Origin of the sequence: Planococcus chinensis (assembly GCF_042681545.1) — a bacterium.
In the GTDB taxonomy this organism is placed as follows: domain Bacteria; phylum Bacillota; class Bacilli; order Bacillales_A; family Planococcaceae; genus Planococcus; species Planococcus chinensis.
On the sequence record NZ_JBHUFW010000025.1, the window covers coordinates 1 to 15,582 of the forward strand.

Below are 15,582 nucleotides of genomic sequence, written 5' to 3' on the forward strand. Positions count from 1 at the left end.
TTCAATCTGCCCGGAGCTGGACATTCCGTATTTCCGGGCTAACAAGGAATAGCCCAACGGGCCAGCCAAATACTCGTTGACCAGGTTCAGTTTGAATTCTTCACTATATTTCACCATAAAAAACACCCCAAAAGTTAGATTTTTAACTCTAACTTTTGGGGTGCAGCACCGAAACCGGCTCCCTCTTTTTTTATTGACTTAAATGGTCCAGCGGTTGTTGACGAATGCTACGAGAATCCAGTTGCCGTTGGTGTCTTTCTCAAAAACCATATTGAGATTTTGCCAATCCATAAAGCTATTCTGCTGTGTGCCCGGATAATAGAACTCGACCACGGTCGCATTCGGGAAGCGCTCTTTGATCTGTTCTTGCGTCAACGGCTGTTCGGTCCGGCCGTAGCGCTCTTTTGGCTCATACGTGGCATCCATCAAATAGGCGTTGTAGTATTCAGCAGGTGTCATGACAATCGGGAAGCCGCTGCCGTCCTGGAAGCCCCATTCATAATCCTGGGTGTTCTGCATGAAACCGGGCAGCTGAGCCTTGGTGAATGTAAGGCCCTGATTGCCAAGGCATCCGCCGCTGTAAGGACAGAAAACCAATCCGTCCTGGCTGCTGACGTAAGAGGCGATGCTAGTGAAGTCCTTCGCTTTCAAATCGGCCAATATGTCATTTGCGGTGTTCAGCAGGATGCGCTTGTCCGCAATGAACGAAGGTTCGATTGCACGGGCAAGGAATGCTGAGAACTGAGCGCGTGTGACGTTCAGATTTTGCCGGAATGTGTTGTCCGGGTAGCCTTTAATGACGCCTTGATAAGCAAGCCGGGAAACAGCATCAAAGGAGTACATATTCGGTGCCATGTCCTTGAAAGTGTTATCCGGCGCTTCGGGAAAATCGATTGCCCGATCGAGCATGACAGCAGCTTGGCCGCGGGTAATAGCGAGATTCGGCCGGAACGTTCCATTTGGATAGCCGGTGGTGATGCCTAGTTCCGCCGCTGATGCGATATAGCCCGAGAACGGATGTCCGGCACGGACATCACTGAACGGTGTGGCACGCTTTGTGCCGTCGAGCTCAAGTGCCCGGCCGATCATCGTCACAGCTTGTCCGCGGGTGACAGACGCGTTGGGCCGGAATGTGCCGTCCGGATAGCCGCTGATAATCCCTTCTTCATAAAGGTAGATGATCTCATACGCAAACGGATCGGTAGCAAAGAGGTCATCAAATGTAACGACAGCTTTGGCGGGAGCAGAAAAAGCACTGAAAGCGAGAACGAACGCTGCTGCTAAAGATAGAAAGATTTTCATGTCCATCCCTCCCTGATTTAAGTCCATTGTAGCATAAAAGAAGGTGATTTATAACAAGAATTCTTTATATTCTGACAATTATTTATTGCCAAATAGCCCGCATGACTAAAAAATGAAAGGCGGGGAATACCTATATAAAAGAAACGTGAAGAAAGAGGAGGCTGGGCAATGAAGAAGATTTTAATTGTGGTCACCAATCATGCGGCCCTTGGGGATAAAGGGAAGCAGACGGGGCTTTGGCTGAGGGAGCTGACCGATTTCTATCATGAAGTAAGGCCGCTGTTTGAAGTCGATATTATCAGTACAGCCCGCAAGCGGGTTCCGATTGATCCGAGAAGCTTGCTGGAAGTGCTGACGAATAAGAAGACACGCGCATATTACACGAACGACGAATTGATGGACCGGCTGCATTCGCCGCTGGTGCCGGAGGAAATCAATGCCAATGATTACGAGGCCATCTTTTTTGCTGGCGGGCACGGGACGATGTGGGATTTTCCGGACAACACGAAGCTGCAGGAATTGACGAAAGCCATCTACGAAAACGGCGGGTTTGTGACCGCGGTGTGCCATGGTCCTGCAGCGCTGATAAACGTCAAACTGTCTGATGGCCGCTCCCTGCTGGCCGGCCATGTCGTAACCGGATTTTCGGATATGGAAGAAAAAATCATGCTCCTTTACAAGAACATTCCGTTTTCATTGGAACAGAAACTGCGTGAAAGAGGGGCGTTGTTCACTATGGCCGATCTTCCTTTCGCCAAGTGCATCCATACATCCGGGCGGCTTATCACAGGACAAAACCCCGCATCTGCGCAAGGAGTGGCACTGAAGCTGATTGAGTACTTGAAGAGGGAAAAAGAGGAGCGGCAGCAAGAAAAAGCGGAAGTGTAGATCAGCTTCCGCTTTCTTGCCGCATGGCCACGTATTCTTCCGCTTTTTTCGCATGATCGGTCTGGATGATGTTGGCTCCCCGTTCGAGCAGCCAGCCCCATCCGCTTTCCGGGTCCATCAATGACAACGAGTCGTTATGCCCGGCGTTTTCCCCGTCATCCAGCGCATTGCACCAGACATTTGTGTGGGCTCTGATTTTGTTGACGGTCTCCTTGGAAATGGCTTGGTCGTATTCAGTATGAAAAAGGATTTCAATGGCGGAAAGGGGACAGTTCTCCAGCAGTTCATCGAGCTGGGAAAGGTTGCTGTCATCAATCAGGTGCATGTAATGCAGCGCTTTTTTCTGTGTTGCAAAAAACTCAAGCACTTTGCTGACGGGTTGGCGGCTTTTCAAAAGGACATCGGCAAATGCATCGGCTTCATCGACGATCTCACATATTTCCTGCCGGTAATCCCAGGATTTGTCCGCATTGATCATTGCCCTCCCTTTCAGCAAAGATAATACTTCCGAAAAAGTAGGGATTTTTTCGTCTGTCAGCCGGGCATGGGGCCCTCCGTTCCCTTCCCGCAGGAAGAGGGTGCGGATTTCGGCCAAATGGAGCGAAGCCACTTCGCCGGTGCCATTTGTCATGCGGTCGACACTGCTGTCGTGCAAAATGATCAGATGGCCGTCCTTCGTTTTTTGGAAATCCATTTCGATCAAATAGATTCCCTCGTCCACGCAATTCTGGAAGGCAGCAAGGGAATTTTCAGGAGCCGGCCCCCACATTCCCCGGTGGGCCACAGGAAAGAACGGATGTTCATTCCTGTGGAAGGCAGCCAGGAATTCGCGGTAGTTGCTGAACTTCAAAACACTGTTTTTCTGCATAACCTGTTCCCCCTTTGTATAAATATTATATACCCTGCAGCGGAGATTCCGACACTCGGAGCGTCCCTGAAAACAATGGTTTTGGCTTAGCCAATCAAGGAGGCGAAAAATATGTCCTTTATCCGGACCGTGGTCACTGAAAATGCACCACACTATGTAGACCAAGAAGAGATTGTCGGCGTCGTCAGGAATTTGTTCGGCGACCAGTACGCTGATATTGAAAGACTGCTAAAAGTATTTGGCAATGGCCAAATCGAAGGAAGGTATTTTGCGGCGCCGCTTGAATGGTTTGAAAAAGAGCGAAGTTTAGAAGAAAAGAACCATCTGTACGTTGAAGAGGCTGTCCGGATGGGCAGCCGGGCTGTCACCCGCTGCATTGAAGAAGCAGGCGTGGATAAAACCGAGATCGATGCGTTCTTCTTTGTCTCCAGTACCGGGCTGGCGACACCTACCATTGACGCCCGGATTATGAATGAACTGGGAATGCCGCCCCATATCAAACGGGTGCCGCTTTGGGGGCTTGGCTGTGCGGGGGGGAGCATCGGGCATCAGCCGGGCGCATGACTTCTGTACAGCTTATCCGGATGCGAAGGTAATTGTGCTGTGCTTGGAGCTATGCAGTCTGACATTCCAGCGGGGAGATTTGTCGAAAAGCAATCTGATCGGGACTTCCTTGTTTGCAGACGGCGCTGCCTGCGTGCTGATTACCGGAGCAGATGTCCAGCCGCCCCATAGCGGATTTGACATTCGCGATACACGGTCGACGCTGATGCCGCAATCAGAAGACGTCATGGGATGGGATGTTAAAGACGAAGGACTCCATGTCGTCTTTTCACGGGACATTCCGAAGATCATCGAAGAGTGGCTGAAGCCCAATGTAGAAGGGTTTCTCGAAGGGCTCGGGAAGATGCCGGGCGACATCACCCATTTTATTGCGCATCCCGGAGGCAAAAAAGTACTGCGGGCTTATGAGAAGTCGCTTGGCTTTTCAAAGGACAAAACGGATATCTCGCGAAATGTGCTGGCCCGCAACGGAAACATGTCTTCGCCAACCGTCTTGTATGTGCTGAAGGAGTTTATCGAAAAAGGGGCGGCAGCAGGAGAAGAGGGGCTGCTTACCGCTCTAGGTCCGGGCTTCAGTTCCGAGATGCTTTGGCTTGAATGGGAAGAGGGCAGCCGATGACGTTCTTTTATAACTTGTTCGGTTTTGTTGTCCTGCAGCGGCTTCTTGAAGTGGCGTATGCCCGGTCAAACGAAAAAAGGATGAAAAGAATGGGGGCTGTCGAGGCGGGGGCAGCTCATTATAAATGGATTGTCCTGCTGCATGTTCTGTTTTTCGCTTCTCTATTGGTTGAAGTTGAGGGACTGGAAGCAAAATCCGGCCTTGTCTGGCCGGTATTCCTGGGCATCTTCATCCTGGCCCAGGCGTTGCGGGTATGGGCGCTTGCGTCGTTAGGGCGGTTTTGGAACACGAAGATTCTTGTTCTTCCCGGAGCAGAGAAAGTAAAGAATGGGCCATACCGCTGGATTCCTCATCCGAACTACATTGTAGTCGCCCTCGAAATCGCTTCGCTGCCCTTGATTTTCGGCGCTTGGCGAACAGCGCTCGTCTTCTCGGTTGCCAACGCCCTCCTGCTCCTTTTCGTCCGTATTCCCGCCGAAGAAGAGGCGCTTCGCGCGATGAAAGACTGAATGGTTGAAAAAATCTTTCGGCGAAGCAGTTAAAAAGTAATTTTAAGGGTATACAAAATAGAAGAAAGCTATATGGCATATCATTTGGAGGGATTTAGATGAAAAAATCAACAATGAATACAATGATCGGAAGTGCACTCGCGGCTGGCGCCGGGGTTTTTGTTTTCAAGGCCTTCCAGGAAAAAAACAAATTGAATGTACCGCGTGATATTGACATGCGCAACAGCAACGAAGTAGATCAGCGTGAAAGCGTGGAAGCGGATGTCGACCCAGCTGAAAAAGGGCTGACGCAATTGGATTCCGCTTACCGGGATGAGTGGCAGGCCAATGCCTTCCCGCAGACGCACCGCGAGCTGGAAGAGCTAGAAAAAGAAGAATAACCATCAAAAGAGCGAAGGCGAAGAATGAATTTGCTTTCGCTTTTTTACTGCGTTTTTTTATTTTCAAATTTTTGTAAGGAGGTATGCGGCGATGTGGATCCACAAACCCTTTTTTGAATATGCAACAGGTGCCTTATTGGTCGTCATCATTCTTTTCTTCCTTGGGAAAATCGATTATGCGATTTGGCCGTTCCAAGTAGTCATTACGACGATATTCGCGCCAATCTTGATAGCCGGACTTTTATATTATCTTATTCGCCCTTTTTTGCATTTATTGACGCGCGCGATTCCTAAAATCGCAGGAATTGTTGTGGTTTTTTCAGTTTTTGCAATCACTATTGCCCTCGTGGTGTATTTCTTCGGCCCGACGATCAAAGCGCAAATGGCCACACTCGGTGAACTGGCGCCGGAGACCGTAGAAGAAATGACGGAGGAATCCGAAAGCGTCATTTCGGGCTTTGAATTTGCCGGGATATCCGGAGCGAAAGTACAGCAAAGCATCCTCGGCTATGTAGAAGGGCTCTCGAACAACTTGATGGAGAACGTCATGGATATTTTAGGCGTCTTGATGAACGTAGCGGTTGTGCTCATTGTTGTGCCGTTCATCTTGTTTTTCCTGTTGAAGGATGACGACAAGCTGATCCCGCATCTGATGAAATATCTGTCAGAAGAACACAAGCCGGAAGGGAGAAAGGTGCTGAAAGACGTCGATGAAACCTTGTCGAATTATATTGTCGGCCAGGCGATTGTGGCTGGCGTCATTGGCGTGTTGATGTTTATCGGCTATCTCATCATCGGATTGGAAAATGCCCTGCTGCTGGCCTTTTTTGCGATGAGCTTGACGATTGTCCCTTTTCTTGGGCCTCTTCTGGGCATCATCCCGGCTTTGTTTGTCGCGCTGGTAGGCGATGATCCGCTGATTATGGCGGTTAAAGTAATTCTGGTGCTCCTTGTTGTGCAGCAGATCGAGGGAAACCTCATTACGCCGAACATTATGGGAAGCCGGCTGGACATCCACCCCTTGACGATCATCCTGCTTCTGTTGATTGCGGCGGCTCTTTACGGCTTTATCGGGATTCTGATCGCCATTCCGGTATATGCTGTACTGAAAACCTTGATCCATAATTTCCGCCTATTTATCCGCCTGCGGAAAAAACGCGAAATTGCAAAATCGAGCGGATGAGGGCCATGCCCTCTATGAGAAAAGGCCGTTTATTTTATTGAGAAGGTTCTGATTTTAGGGAAGATATGATATATTATTACTAGTCTTTCAATAAAAGAAAACAAGGGGGCACCAAAAATGAAGAAATTCAGTTTATTATTGCTTCTTCTGTCAGCTATGCTGATCATTGCAGCATGCGGTTCAGACGAGCCTGCAGAAGAAACAGGCGGCTCAGGGGATGGAGCAGCCGAAAGCAAAACGTATAAAGTCGGAATCGATACAACTTATCCTCCTTTCGAATTTGAGGAAAATGGCGAATACACGGGGATTGACATCGATTTGATCAATGCCATTGCCGAAAGCCAGGGCTTTGAAATCGAATTCAACCCGATGGACTTTGGCGGGATTATTCCGGCATTGCAAGCAGGCCAATTGGATGTAGCCATTGCAGGGATGAGCATCACGGATGAGCGGAAAAATGTCGTGGATTTCTCGGATCCGTATTTTGATGCTGGTTTGTCATTGGTCGTAGCAAAAGACAATAACGATATTACTTCTCTCGAAGATTTGGAAGGCAAGACAGTTGCAGTGAAGAGCGGAACGACAGGCTCTAAGTTCGCAATGGACAATGAATCGAAATACGGCTACACGGTAGCGCAATTCGAGGACAGCCCGTCGATGTTCCAGGAAGTTTCAAACGGCAATGCCGATGTCTTGCTGGAAGATTATCCGGTTATTGCGTATGCAATCGCTGAAAGCGGATTGGATTTGAAAACCGTTGGAGACCGTTTGACTGGGGACCAGTACGGCATCGCAGTGCTGAAAGGCGAAAATGCGGACTTGCTTGAGAAAATCAATACAGGTTTGCAGGAATTGCGTGACAGCGGGGAATATGATGAAATCCTAAACAAGTACATTGCTGAATAAGAACAAATCATGTGGCGCGCAGCAGCGCGCTGCATTTTTTTATCCATTGAATGAACGGCCGATTATGAAGAAGAAGGACCGTAAAAGCCCTAGATAAACTTCCGCAGGAAGGGTTATCTGCTATGCAGAGGAGATGTGAGAATGGACACAGTTGTCAATGCGTTGCCTTACTTGATGGAAGGCTTGCAAGTCACGCTTTATATTTTTGTTATTGCGATTATTCTTGGTTTTATCATCGGGTTGATCGTGGCGCTCTTCCGCCTGGCGCCCATTAAAATACTGAACTGGATTGCGAAGATTTTTGTCGATGCCATCCGGGGCACGCCGTTCATCGTTCAGCTGTTCTTCATTTACTTCGGGCTGAACTCCCTCGGATTTTTCTCGATGGACAATACGACTGCCGGGATCGTCACCGTGGCGATCAATGCGGGCGCCTATTTCTCGGAAATTATCCGGGCAGGCATCCAGTCCATTGACCGAGGGCAGACAGAAGCGGCGCGTTCGCTCGGCTTGAACGCCACACAAAACATGCGGTATATCATTTTGCCGCAGGCATTCCGCCGGATGCTGCCGACCATCACCAACCAGGCGATCATTTCACTGAAAGATACGTCGCTGCTGTCCGTTATCGGCATTGCCGATTTGACGCAGGAAGGGCGCATCCAGGCGAGCCAGACATTTGAAGCATTCACGATTTACTTGACGCTTGGGGTCATTTACTTCATTGTCATATACCTGCTCTCCTTACTGGCGAGCTTTGTGGAAAGGAAGTTTGTCTTGCGATGACTATGATCAGAGTGGAAAACCTAAAAAAATCCTTCGGGAAAATCGAAGTGCTGAAAGACATGAGCACGATAATCGAAGAAAAAGAAGTGGTCTGTGTCATCGGCCCTTCCGGATCCGGGAAAAGTACATTCCTGCGCTGCCTGAACCGGTTGGAAGACATTACAGGCGGCCACGTTTATATCGAAGGGATCGATATCACCGATCCGAAAGTGGACATCAACAAAGTCCGGCAGGATGTCGGCATGGTGTTCCAACAGTTTAATTTGTTTCCGCATAAAAGCGTGATGGAAAATATCACGCTGGCGCCGATGAAGCTGAACAAAGGCGATAAAAAAGCGGTGACGGCGAAGGCATATGAGCTATTGGATAAAGTCGGGCTCCGTGAAAAGGCGAACGCCTATCCGGGCGAATTGTCAGGCGGGCAGAAGCAGCGCGTCGCGATTGCCCGGGCGCTTGCGATGGATCCGAAAATCATGCTGTTCGATGAGCCGACGTCCGCGCTCGATCCGGAAATGGTAGGAGACGTGTTAGACGTTATGAAACAGCTGGCAATCGAAGGAATGACCATGGTCATCGTCACCCACGAAATGGGCTTTGCCCGCGAGGTGGGCGACCGCGTGATGTTCATCGACGGCGGCTATATTGTGGAAGAGAACGTGCCGGAAGAACTGTTCGGCAATCCGCAGCACGAACGGACAAAAGCGTTCCTCAGCAAAGTGCTATAAACAAATAAAAAAATACGTCCTCTGGGCGTGTTTTTTTATTATGTCAAGAATTCTCTTTGAGATTAAAATACTTCTGAAAATTCAATCAAATATATATCACGAATAAGAAAAATCTGTTAAAATGGAAGAAGAATTTGGATACGATGAGAGGTGGAAAAAAATGAAAAAGCTCAGTTTTTTCCTGGTCTTTTTGACACTGATTCTTATCGTAGCAGCGTGTTCACAGCAGGACAGTGAAAATGAAGGAGGAGAAGGTGGAAGCGAAACAGAAGCGACCGTTGGAAACGGGGAGGATGACGGGGTGTATATGGTGGGCATCGATACCACATATCCGCCTTTTGAATTCCAGAAGGATGGGGAATACCAAGGGATTGACGTAGAGCTGATTCAAGCGATTGCAGAGGACCAAGGGTTTAAAATCGAATTGCAGCCTATGGATTTTGTCGGAATCATTCCCGCACTTGAAGAAGGCGAACTGGACATGGCAATTGCAGGGATGAGTATTACAGACGAACGCAAAGAAATCCTGGATTTCTCTGACCCTTATTTTGACGCGGGGTTGGCGCTGGTGACGACGAAGGACGATTCGGAAATCGGTTCTTTGGAAGACATGGACGGAAAAGTCATTGCAGTGAAGAGCGGTACGACCGGATCGAAATTTGTCGGCGAAAACCAAGAGCAGTACGGCTATCGGATTGCCTATTTTGAAGATAGCCCTTCCATGTTCCTGGAAGTGGCAAACGGCCATGCACAGGCCCTGGTAGAGGACTACCCGGTAATTGCATATGCCATTACCGCCCGGGACCTTGAATTGAAAGCTGTCGGAGAACGCTTGACGGATGAAAAGTACGGCATCGCCGTTTTGAAAGGGCAACAAGATGAGCTTCTTGGGCAAATCAACGAAGGGTTACGGAATTTGCAGGAAAATGGTACGTATGATGAGATCGTGAAGAAGTACATCGAAAACTAGAAAAACCGGTCGGCCATCAAAAAAGCCGGATTGGATAGGGAGGTCCCTGTCCAATCCGGCTTCGTTGCTTTTATTCTTCGTCAAATACGTGCACTTTCGTCATTTTGTCGCCATTTTTCATTGCTTTTGCCGTTTCAAGGCCAGAAGTCACTTGTCCGAAGACTGTGTGGACGCCGTCAAGATGCGGCTGTGGCGCATGAACGATAAAGAATTGGCTTGACCCAGTATCTTTGCCGGCATGGGCCATAGAAAGGCTGCCCGCTTGGTGTTTATGCGGATTGTTGTCAGTTTCGCATTTGATCGTCTTGCCGCTGCCGCCAGCACCAGTGCCGGTAGGATCGCCGCCTTGTGAAACAAAGCCAGGGATGACACGGTGGAAAGTTACACCGTTGTAGAACCCGGAATTTGCAAGTTCCTCAAAGTTTTTCACCGTATTCGGTGCTTCGTTCGGGAAAAGGTCGAATTCGATGATTTCGCCGTTTTCCATGTGAATGTGCCCTTTTTTAGCCATTTACAACATCTCCTTTTCAATTTGTACAATCCTCAGTATATCGATTTTTCGCGTGTCTGTATAATCATACGCTAGCTTAGAGGGCTTTCAGCAATCCGCCGTCAATGACCAGAGATTGGCCGGTCAAATAGGAATTGGCGGAAGAGGCGAGGAACACCACTGTCTTGGCGAATTCCTCAGGTTCTCCGTAGCGGCCGATCGGAATCTGGGCCGCACTTTTTTCCGCAACTTCTTCGACTGTAGTATGCTGCCGCTCGGCGGCTATTTCATTCAGCTCGATGATGCGGTCGGTCATTATGCGTCCAGGCCCCACCGTATTCACCATGATATTATCTTTCGCCACTTCCCGTGCCAAGGTTTTTGCAAAACCGACCATTCCGGCTCGGAAGGTATTCGATAAAATAAGTCCGTCAATCACTTCTTTCGTGGAAGAGGAAGAGACGTTGACGATGCGGCCGGACTGCTGCTTTTTCATGTAGGGCAGTACGGCACGGGAGGTGCGTATATAGCTCAGCAGATTCTGTTCGAATGCGCCATACCAGTCCGCGTCTTCGACTTCCGTAAAGCCGCCGGATTTCGGCCCGCCTGTGTTGTTGACCAGAATATCGACGCGGCCGGTCTTATCCTCAATAAATTCGAACAGAGACGCAATGTCCTCTTCCTTGGACATATCGCAGCTTTGGCAATGGACTTCAGCTCCGTCTACGGCATTCCGAATTTCTTCCGCTGCCTCTTCAAGTGCTTGCTTGCGGCGGCTGGCCAATACCACAATAGCTCCTTCTTTTGCGAATTCCAGGGCAATCGCCTTGCCGAGCCCTCTGCTTGAAGCCATGACCACTGCGACTTTCCCTTTTAATCCTAGATCCATTCTCCCTCATCCTCTCCTTATTGCGGTTATGTTTTAGTGTACCGAAACAAAAGCTGAAATGCAGTTGATTATGCGGATTATTCTAACTTTTTCATATTGCATTTCAATCAATAGTCTGATTGCGTGAATTGGGGCATAATATGATAGGATTATACTTATTGATTAGATTAGGAGTGTTAGGAATGGAAGAACGTGAAATATTCGATATAACGATCATCGGCGCCGGTCCGACCGGTCTGTTCGCTTCTTTTTACGGCGGTATGCGCAAAATGAAAGTCAAAATCATCGATAGCCTCCCACAGCTTGGCGGTCAGCTGACAGAGCTTTATCCTGATAAATACATCTACGACGTCGGCGGCTTCCAGAAAGTCCTGGCAAAAGATTTGGTGGACAGCCTCGTCGTCCAGGCCAATTACGCCAATCCGGCGATCTGCCTGGAAGAATCGGTTTCAGCTGTAGACCGTGTCGGCGACCACTTTGAAGTAGCCACAGACAAAGATGTCCATTATACGAAAGCAGTTCTATTGACTGCAGGCGTCGGCGCTTTCCAGCCGCGCAAAATCGGAGTCGACGGTTCTGAGCCATTCGAAGGCAAAACGCTTCATTACGGCGTGAAAGATTTGACGTTGTTCCACGGCAAGAAAGTGGTTGTCCTTGGGGGCGGCGATTCTGCCGTCGACTGGGCAATGATGCTGGAAGATGTGGCTTCTCACGTTACGCTTAGCCACCGCCGTGAAAAAATGACGGCGCACGAAGCGAACATCGATACGCTGCTGCAATCGAAAGTGGAAGTGAAAAAACCGTTTGGCGTGAAGGAACTGGTCGGCGAAAACGGCCAACTGGAAGAAATCGTGCTGATCGACAAAGAAGGCAATGAAGAACGCATCCAAGCGGATCATGTCATTGTAAACTACGGCAACATCACATCGCTTGGCCCGATCAAGGAATGGGGCTTGGAGATGGAAAAGAACTCCGTATTGGTGAATTCGAAGATGGAAACGAATATTCCCGGAATCTACGCAGCAGGGGACATTGCTACGTATGAAGGCAAAGTCAAACTGATTGCAGTAGGCTTCGGTGAAGCACCGACTGCCATCAACAATGCAAAAGCCTACCTCGATCCAAAATCGAAGATCCAACCGCTTCACAGCACAAGCGTATTCAAATAAGAAAAAGGATCAGCCGCGATGGCTGATCCTTTTTTTTATGTTCTCTTCCGTTTTTTGACTAAGGGGTCGTTCTGTACAGCTTTTAAGAATGAGGCCCCCATCAGTAGGATGACCAGTGAGAACGGTAGAGCGGCGATGATCAAGGCGTTTTGAAGCCCTTGGGTGCCGCCTGTATACAGCACGATCGCTGCAACTGCCGCTTGGATGAACCCCCACGTAATCTTCACGAGGTTTGGCGGGTTCAGCATGCCGCCGGTCGTCTGCATGCCCAGTACGAACGTGGCCGAATCGGCAGATGTGATAAAGAAGATCGCGATGACAAACAAGGTGATGAAAGTCATCAATGTACCGAGAGGGTAATGCTGTAGCATGCCAAATGTGGCTGTCTCCAAGCTATACCCGGAAATTTCTGCAATGCCATTTTGTTCAAGATTCAGTGCCGACGCTCCAAATACCGCGAAAAAGATGAAGCAAACGAGCGACGGAACGAACAAGACGCCGATCATGAATTCTTTGATGGTCCGCCCGCGGGAAATCCGGGCGATGAAAATGCCGACGAACGGAGCCCAGGAAATCCACCAAGCCCAGTAGAAGATGGTCCATGCGTTGACCCAGCCGCGCCGGTCTTCACGGTTCGGCTCAAGGTTGAAGCTCATATTGAAGAAGTTGGTCATATAACCGCCCAATGCATCGGTAAAAGAGTTCAAGATATACAGTGTCGGTCCGGCGAAGAGGAGGATGACCAACAAAATCACCGCCAGCACCATATTGATATTGCTCAAGTACTTGATGCCGCGGCCGATGCCCGACCAGGCGGAACCGATGAATAATATAGTAGAAACGCCAAGGATCAATAATTGGAACCCGAATGTATTCGGCGTGCCGAACAGGAAGGAAAACCCTTCGTTCAATTGCGCAGTCCCGAAACCGAGCGTAGAAGCGACGCCGACAACGGTTGCAAAAACAGCCAGGATGTCAATCAGTTTGCCGGGAACGCCGGCCATTGCCTTGGTGCCAAAGAGCGGCGTCAACGTGGCGCTGATCAATCCGGGTGCGCCGTTATGAAATTTGAAATAGGCAAGCACCAAAGCGACGATGCCGTAAACCGCCCAGGCATGGATGCCCCAATGGAAGAAAGAGAATTGCATCGCTTCCGATATGGCTTGCGGGGAACCGACTTCTGACCGGGGAGCGCTGGTGAAGGCGTGGGAGATCGGTTCTGCTGTAGTCCAGAAGACAAGGCCCATCCCCATGCCGGCGCTGAACAGCATCGCGAACCAAGATGGCAGAGAGAATTCCGGCTCTTCGTCCGGCTTGCCCAGTTTAATGTTAGCATAGCGGGAAAAAATCATATAAATGCAGAAAATCAAGATTAAAAAGACGGTGACCAAATAATACCAGCCAAATGTTTCAGAGATAGCGGCTGTCCACTGGCCGGTAGTTTCCTGAAAACCGGTCCGTGAGGCCAAACCCCATATGACAAGACTTAAACAGAGTGCCAAGGAGATCCAAAATACAGAGGTGACTTTGTTCATGTTATCCCTTCTTCCTTTTTAAAAATTTCTTTAACAATCTATTGTTCCCTAATAGGAAGCGAATAAACGCAGGATTCTACTAAAAATGATTTTCTTATATTACAAACTGTAATATAGATCACTTTCACGTAACGTAATTGTTATGTTATAACTGTCGTTTTGTCATCGTCGTGAAATACATAGGTGGTATGATGCTACTTGTGTTAGTGAAAAGGAGGAAATTCATTTTATGAAAAAACAAATCGTTACACTAACTGCTATCGCAGCATTAAGTTTCGGAGCAGCTAGTACAGCTAGTGCCCATTCATCGTATACAGTAGAATCAGGTGATACTCTTTGGGGTATCTCGCAAAAGAACAATGTTTCGGTTGATCAATTAATGGGTTGGAACGGATTAAACTCAGATTTAATCTTCCCTGACCAAAAATTATCTTTAGAAGCAGGCCAAGCGGCAGCAGCAACATCAGCAGCTCCGACGCCAGCAAAAGCGCCAGCTAAAACAGCTGCGCCCGTACAAGCATCTGCACCAGCTCCAGCTGCTTCACAGCAAGCAGGCAAAACAATGACAGTTTCAGCAACAGCTTACACAGCTTACTGTGCAGGGTGCTCAGGGACGACTGCTACAGGGCAAAACCTTCGTGCAAACCCTAACCAGAAAGTCATCGCGGTAGATCCGCGCGTCATCCCACTCGGTTCAAAAGTTTGGGTTGAAGGCTACGGAACGGCAATTGCCGGTGACACAGGCGGCGCTATTAAAGGCAACAAGATTGATGTATTTATTCCTTCACAAAGCGCTGCGTTACAGTGGGGCCGGAAAAACATCACAATCAAAGTACTAGACTAATAAACCAGCAACAGAGCCGAGGTGACCATTCCTTCGGCTTTTTATTTTCCTCAAAATGCAAATCCACAGCGGATTTGTATTTTTTTTATTGCTTGTTTACTAAATACTCGGGAAATGGTTTAAAAATCGCAAAAAAAGTATATACTTAAATAATAATCTGAATAATTAATCATGAAAAAGGGAGGTAACAGAATGGCGAAAAATGAAAAAAATTATTCGCGGCGGGATTTCCTGAAGACTTCCGGGATCGCAGCGGGGGCGTTGATCGGTGGCGGGGTTATTGGCGGTTTAATCGGCGCGAATGTCAATGATGGCGCCTCTCCGGCACAGGCGCCGGCAACCGGCGAAGGAGGCTCGCCCGGCGGGGTTAGGGGGCTGATGTTCTTCAAGAACGATGCGGAATTCCAGATTCTTGCCCAGGCCACTGAACGGATTTTTCCGGAAGATGATCTGGGTCCTGGAGCCATCGGGCTGGGTGTACCTTATTTCATCGACCATCAGCTTGCCGGGGCGTATGGCGAGAACTCCAAGGAATACATGTTGGGACCTTTTCTGGAAGGGGAGCGCACTCAAGGGTACCAAAGCCGGCTAAAGCGGAATGAGATGTTCCGCCAAGGCCTTCAAGTGATGCAGCAGGAAGCCCAGTCACGGTTCAAAGCCAATTTCGTGGATTTGGAGGGTGGACAGATGGATGAAATCCTGACGGCATTCCAGGAGGAAGAAATCCAGATGAGAGGCGTGTCGTCCCTTTTCTTTTTCCGTCTTTTGCGGCAGGCGACCTTGGAAGGCGCATATGCCGATCCGATCTATGGCGGCAACCAGAACATGGAAGGGTGGAAAATGAAAGGGTTTCCGGGACATCAGGCAGCTTACATCAATCAGATTGAAAGCGAGGATTTCGTAGAGATTGAACCGCAATCACTTGGCATGAACCACTAGTTGGAAAAAGGGGGAA

General features: G+C 49.0%; 16 protein-coding genes and 1 pseudogene. 12 read left to right on the top strand and 5 right to left on the bottom strand.

Going from position 1 to position 15,582, the window contains the following annotated elements:
• Window positions 1–198: 198 nt before the first annotated feature.
• The gene (locus ACFSDB_RS18010) at window positions 199–1,302 is read right to left on the bottom strand and encodes an S-layer homology domain-containing protein (RefSeq protein ID WP_204893370.1); all 1,104 of its coding nucleotides are present in this window, start codon (window positions 1,300–1,302) and stop codon (window positions 199–201) included.
• A gap of 168 nt (window positions 1,303–1,470) precedes the next feature.
• Here ACFSDB_RS18010 and ACFSDB_RS18015 point away from each other — a divergent pair, with 168 nt between their 5' ends.
• Complete coding sequence (locus ACFSDB_RS18015) at window positions 1,471–2,190, top strand: type 1 glutamine amidotransferase domain-containing protein (protein WP_204893369.1); 720 nt, start codon at window positions 1,471–1,473, stop codon at window positions 2,188–2,190.
• 1 nt (window position 2,191) lies between these two features.
• On the opposite strand, the gene ACFSDB_RS18020 is transcribed toward ACFSDB_RS18015, so the two are convergent.
• A complete protein-coding gene (locus ACFSDB_RS18020; protein WP_204893368.1) occupies window positions 2,192–3,058 on the bottom strand; it encodes a glycerophosphodiester phosphodiesterase family protein in 867 nt (288 codons plus the stop codon).
• A gap of 111 nt (window positions 3,059–3,169) precedes the next feature.
• Here ACFSDB_RS18020 and ACFSDB_RS18025 point away from each other — a divergent pair.
• From ACFSDB_RS18025 to ACFSDB_RS18060, 8 genes and pseudogenes are all read left to right on the top strand, one after another.
• A pseudogene (locus ACFSDB_RS18025) lies at window positions 3,170–4,241 on the top strand (type III polyketide synthase).
• Window positions 4,238–4,750, top strand: coding sequence for an isoprenylcysteine carboxyl methyltransferase family protein (locus ACFSDB_RS18030; protein WP_204893367.1), 513 nt, complete (start codon window positions 4,238–4,240; stop codon window positions 4,748–4,750). Before ACFSDB_RS18025 ends, ACFSDB_RS18030 begins: the two are co-directional and overlap by 4 nt.
• Before the next feature lie 98 nt (window positions 4,751–4,848).
• Window positions 4,849–5,130, top strand: coding sequence for a hypothetical protein (locus ACFSDB_RS18035; RefSeq protein ID WP_204893366.1), 282 nt, complete (start codon window positions 4,849–4,851; stop codon window positions 5,128–5,130).
• A 91-nt stretch (window positions 5,131–5,221) separates the two neighbouring features.
• The gene (locus tag ACFSDB_RS18040) at window positions 5,222–6,313 is read left to right on the top strand and encodes an AI-2E family transporter (RefSeq protein WP_204893365.1); all 1,092 of its coding nucleotides are present in this window, start codon (window positions 5,222–5,224) and stop codon (window positions 6,311–6,313) included.
• 117 nt (window positions 6,314–6,430) lie between these two features.
• A complete protein-coding gene (locus tag ACFSDB_RS18045) occupies window positions 6,431–7,219 on the top strand; it encodes a transporter substrate-binding domain-containing protein (protein WP_204893364.1) in 789 nt (262 codons plus the stop codon).
• A 141-nt stretch (window positions 7,220–7,360) separates the two neighbouring features.
• Window positions 7,361–8,005, top strand: coding sequence for an amino acid ABC transporter permease (locus tag ACFSDB_RS18050; RefSeq protein WP_204893363.1), 645 nt, complete (start codon window positions 7,361–7,363; stop codon window positions 8,003–8,005).
• Window positions 8,002–8,730: an amino acid ABC transporter ATP-binding protein gene (locus ACFSDB_RS18055; protein WP_377340864.1), complete on the top strand. Its 729-nt coding sequence runs from the start codon at window positions 8,002–8,004 to the stop codon at window positions 8,728–8,730. Before ACFSDB_RS18050 ends, ACFSDB_RS18055 begins: the two co-directional genes overlap by 4 nt.
• Before the next feature lie 160 nt (window positions 8,731–8,890).
• The gene (locus tag ACFSDB_RS18060) at window positions 8,891–9,700 is read left to right on the top strand and encodes a transporter substrate-binding domain-containing protein (protein WP_204893362.1); all 810 of its coding nucleotides are present in this window, start codon (window positions 8,891–8,893) and stop codon (window positions 9,698–9,700) included.
• Window positions 9,701–9,770: 70 nt separating this feature from the next.
• Here ACFSDB_RS18060 and ACFSDB_RS18065 read toward each other — a convergent pair whose 3' ends face one another.
• The gene (locus ACFSDB_RS18065; RefSeq protein ID WP_204893361.1) at window positions 9,771–10,211 is read right to left on the bottom strand and encodes a peptidylprolyl isomerase; all 441 of its coding nucleotides are present in this window, start codon (window positions 10,209–10,211) and stop codon (window positions 9,771–9,773) included.
• 76 nt (window positions 10,212–10,287) lie between these two features.
• On the bottom strand, window positions 10,288–11,079 hold the full coding sequence (locus tag ACFSDB_RS18070; protein ID WP_204893360.1) for an SDR family oxidoreductase: 792 nt from the start codon (window positions 11,077–11,079) through the stop codon (window positions 10,288–10,290).
• Between the two features lie 182 nt (window positions 11,080–11,261).
• Between ACFSDB_RS18070 and ACFSDB_RS18075 the strand changes: the two genes are divergently transcribed.
• The gene (locus ACFSDB_RS18075; RefSeq protein WP_204893359.1) at window positions 11,262–12,248 is read left to right on the top strand and encodes an NAD(P)/FAD-dependent oxidoreductase; all 987 of its coding nucleotides are present in this window, start codon (window positions 11,262–11,264) and stop codon (window positions 12,246–12,248) included.
• 35 nt (window positions 12,249–12,283) lie between these two features.
• Here ACFSDB_RS18075 and ACFSDB_RS18080 read toward each other — a convergent pair whose 3' ends face one another.
• Window positions 12,284–13,783 (bottom strand): BCCT family transporter, encoded by a 1,500-nt coding sequence (locus ACFSDB_RS18080; protein WP_204893358.1) that lies wholly within the window; start codon window positions 13,781–13,783, stop codon window positions 12,284–12,286.
• A gap of 229 nt (window positions 13,784–14,012) precedes the next feature.
• On the opposite strand from ACFSDB_RS18080, the gene ACFSDB_RS18085 reads away from it, so the two are divergent.
• A complete protein-coding gene (locus tag ACFSDB_RS18085) occupies window positions 14,013–14,627 on the top strand; it encodes a 3D domain-containing protein (protein WP_204893357.1) in 615 nt (204 codons plus the stop codon).
• A 192-nt stretch (window positions 14,628–14,819) separates the two neighbouring features.
• Window positions 14,820–15,566, top strand: a complete 747-nt coding sequence (locus tag ACFSDB_RS18090; protein ID WP_204893356.1) for a gluconate 2-dehydrogenase subunit 3 family protein — start codon at window positions 14,820–14,822, stop codon at window positions 15,564–15,566.
• Window positions 15,567–15,582: the final 16 nt, after the last annotated feature.

Bases quoted from the DNA above. Each gene is read 5' to 3' on its own strand.
- ACFSDB_RS18055 (WP_377340864.1), top strand. From the start codon at position 8,002: ATGACTATGATCAGAGTGGAAAACCTAAAAAAATCCTTCGGGAAAATC.
- ACFSDB_RS18070 (WP_204893360.1), bottom strand. From the start codon at position 11,079: ATGGATCTAGGATTAAAAGGGAAAGTCGCAGTGGTCATGGCTTCAAGC.
- ACFSDB_RS18060 (WP_204893362.1), top strand. From the start codon at position 8,891: ATGAAAAAGCTCAGTTTTTTCCTGGTCTTTTTGACACTGATTCTTATC.
- ACFSDB_RS18040 (WP_204893365.1), top strand. From the start codon at position 5,222: ATGTGGATCCACAAACCCTTTTTTGAATATGCAACAGGTGCCTTATTG.
- ACFSDB_RS18050 (WP_204893363.1), top strand. From the start codon at position 7,361: ATGGACACAGTTGTCAATGCGTTGCCTTACTTGATGGAAGGCTTGCAA.
- ACFSDB_RS18030 (WP_204893367.1), top strand. From the start codon at position 4,238: ATGACGTTCTTTTATAACTTGTTCGGTTTTGTTGTCCTGCAGCGGCTT.
- ACFSDB_RS18085 (WP_204893357.1), top strand. From the start codon at position 14,013: ATGAAAAAACAAATCGTTACACTAACTGCTATCGCAGCATTAAGTTTC.
- ACFSDB_RS18010 (WP_204893370.1), bottom strand. From the start codon at position 1,302: ATGAAAATCTTTCTATCTTTAGCAGCAGCGTTCGTTCTCGCTTTCAGT.
- ACFSDB_RS18035 (WP_204893366.1), top strand. From the start codon at position 4,849: ATGAAAAAATCAACAATGAATACAATGATCGGAAGTGCACTCGCGGCT.
- ACFSDB_RS18080 (WP_204893358.1), bottom strand. From the start codon at position 13,783: ATGAACAAAGTCACCTCTGTATTTTGGATCTCCTTGGCACTCTGTTTA.
- ACFSDB_RS18020 (WP_204893368.1), bottom strand. From the start codon at position 3,058: ATGCAGAAAAACAGTGTTTTGAAGTTCAGCAACTACCGCGAATTCCTG.
- ACFSDB_RS18075 (WP_204893359.1), top strand. From the start codon at position 11,262: ATGGAAGAACGTGAAATATTCGATATAACGATCATCGGCGCCGGTCCG.
- ACFSDB_RS18045 (WP_204893364.1), top strand. From the start codon at position 6,431: ATGAAGAAATTCAGTTTATTATTGCTTCTTCTGTCAGCTATGCTGATC.
- ACFSDB_RS18090 (WP_204893356.1), top strand. From the start codon at position 14,820: ATGGCGAAAAATGAAAAAAATTATTCGCGGCGGGATTTCCTGAAGACT.
- ACFSDB_RS18065 (WP_204893361.1), bottom strand. From the start codon at position 10,211: ATGGCTAAAAAAGGGCACATTCACATGGAAAACGGCGAAATCATCGAA.
- ACFSDB_RS18015 (WP_204893369.1), top strand. From the start codon at position 1,471: ATGAAGAAGATTTTAATTGTGGTCACCAATCATGCGGCCCTTGGGGAT.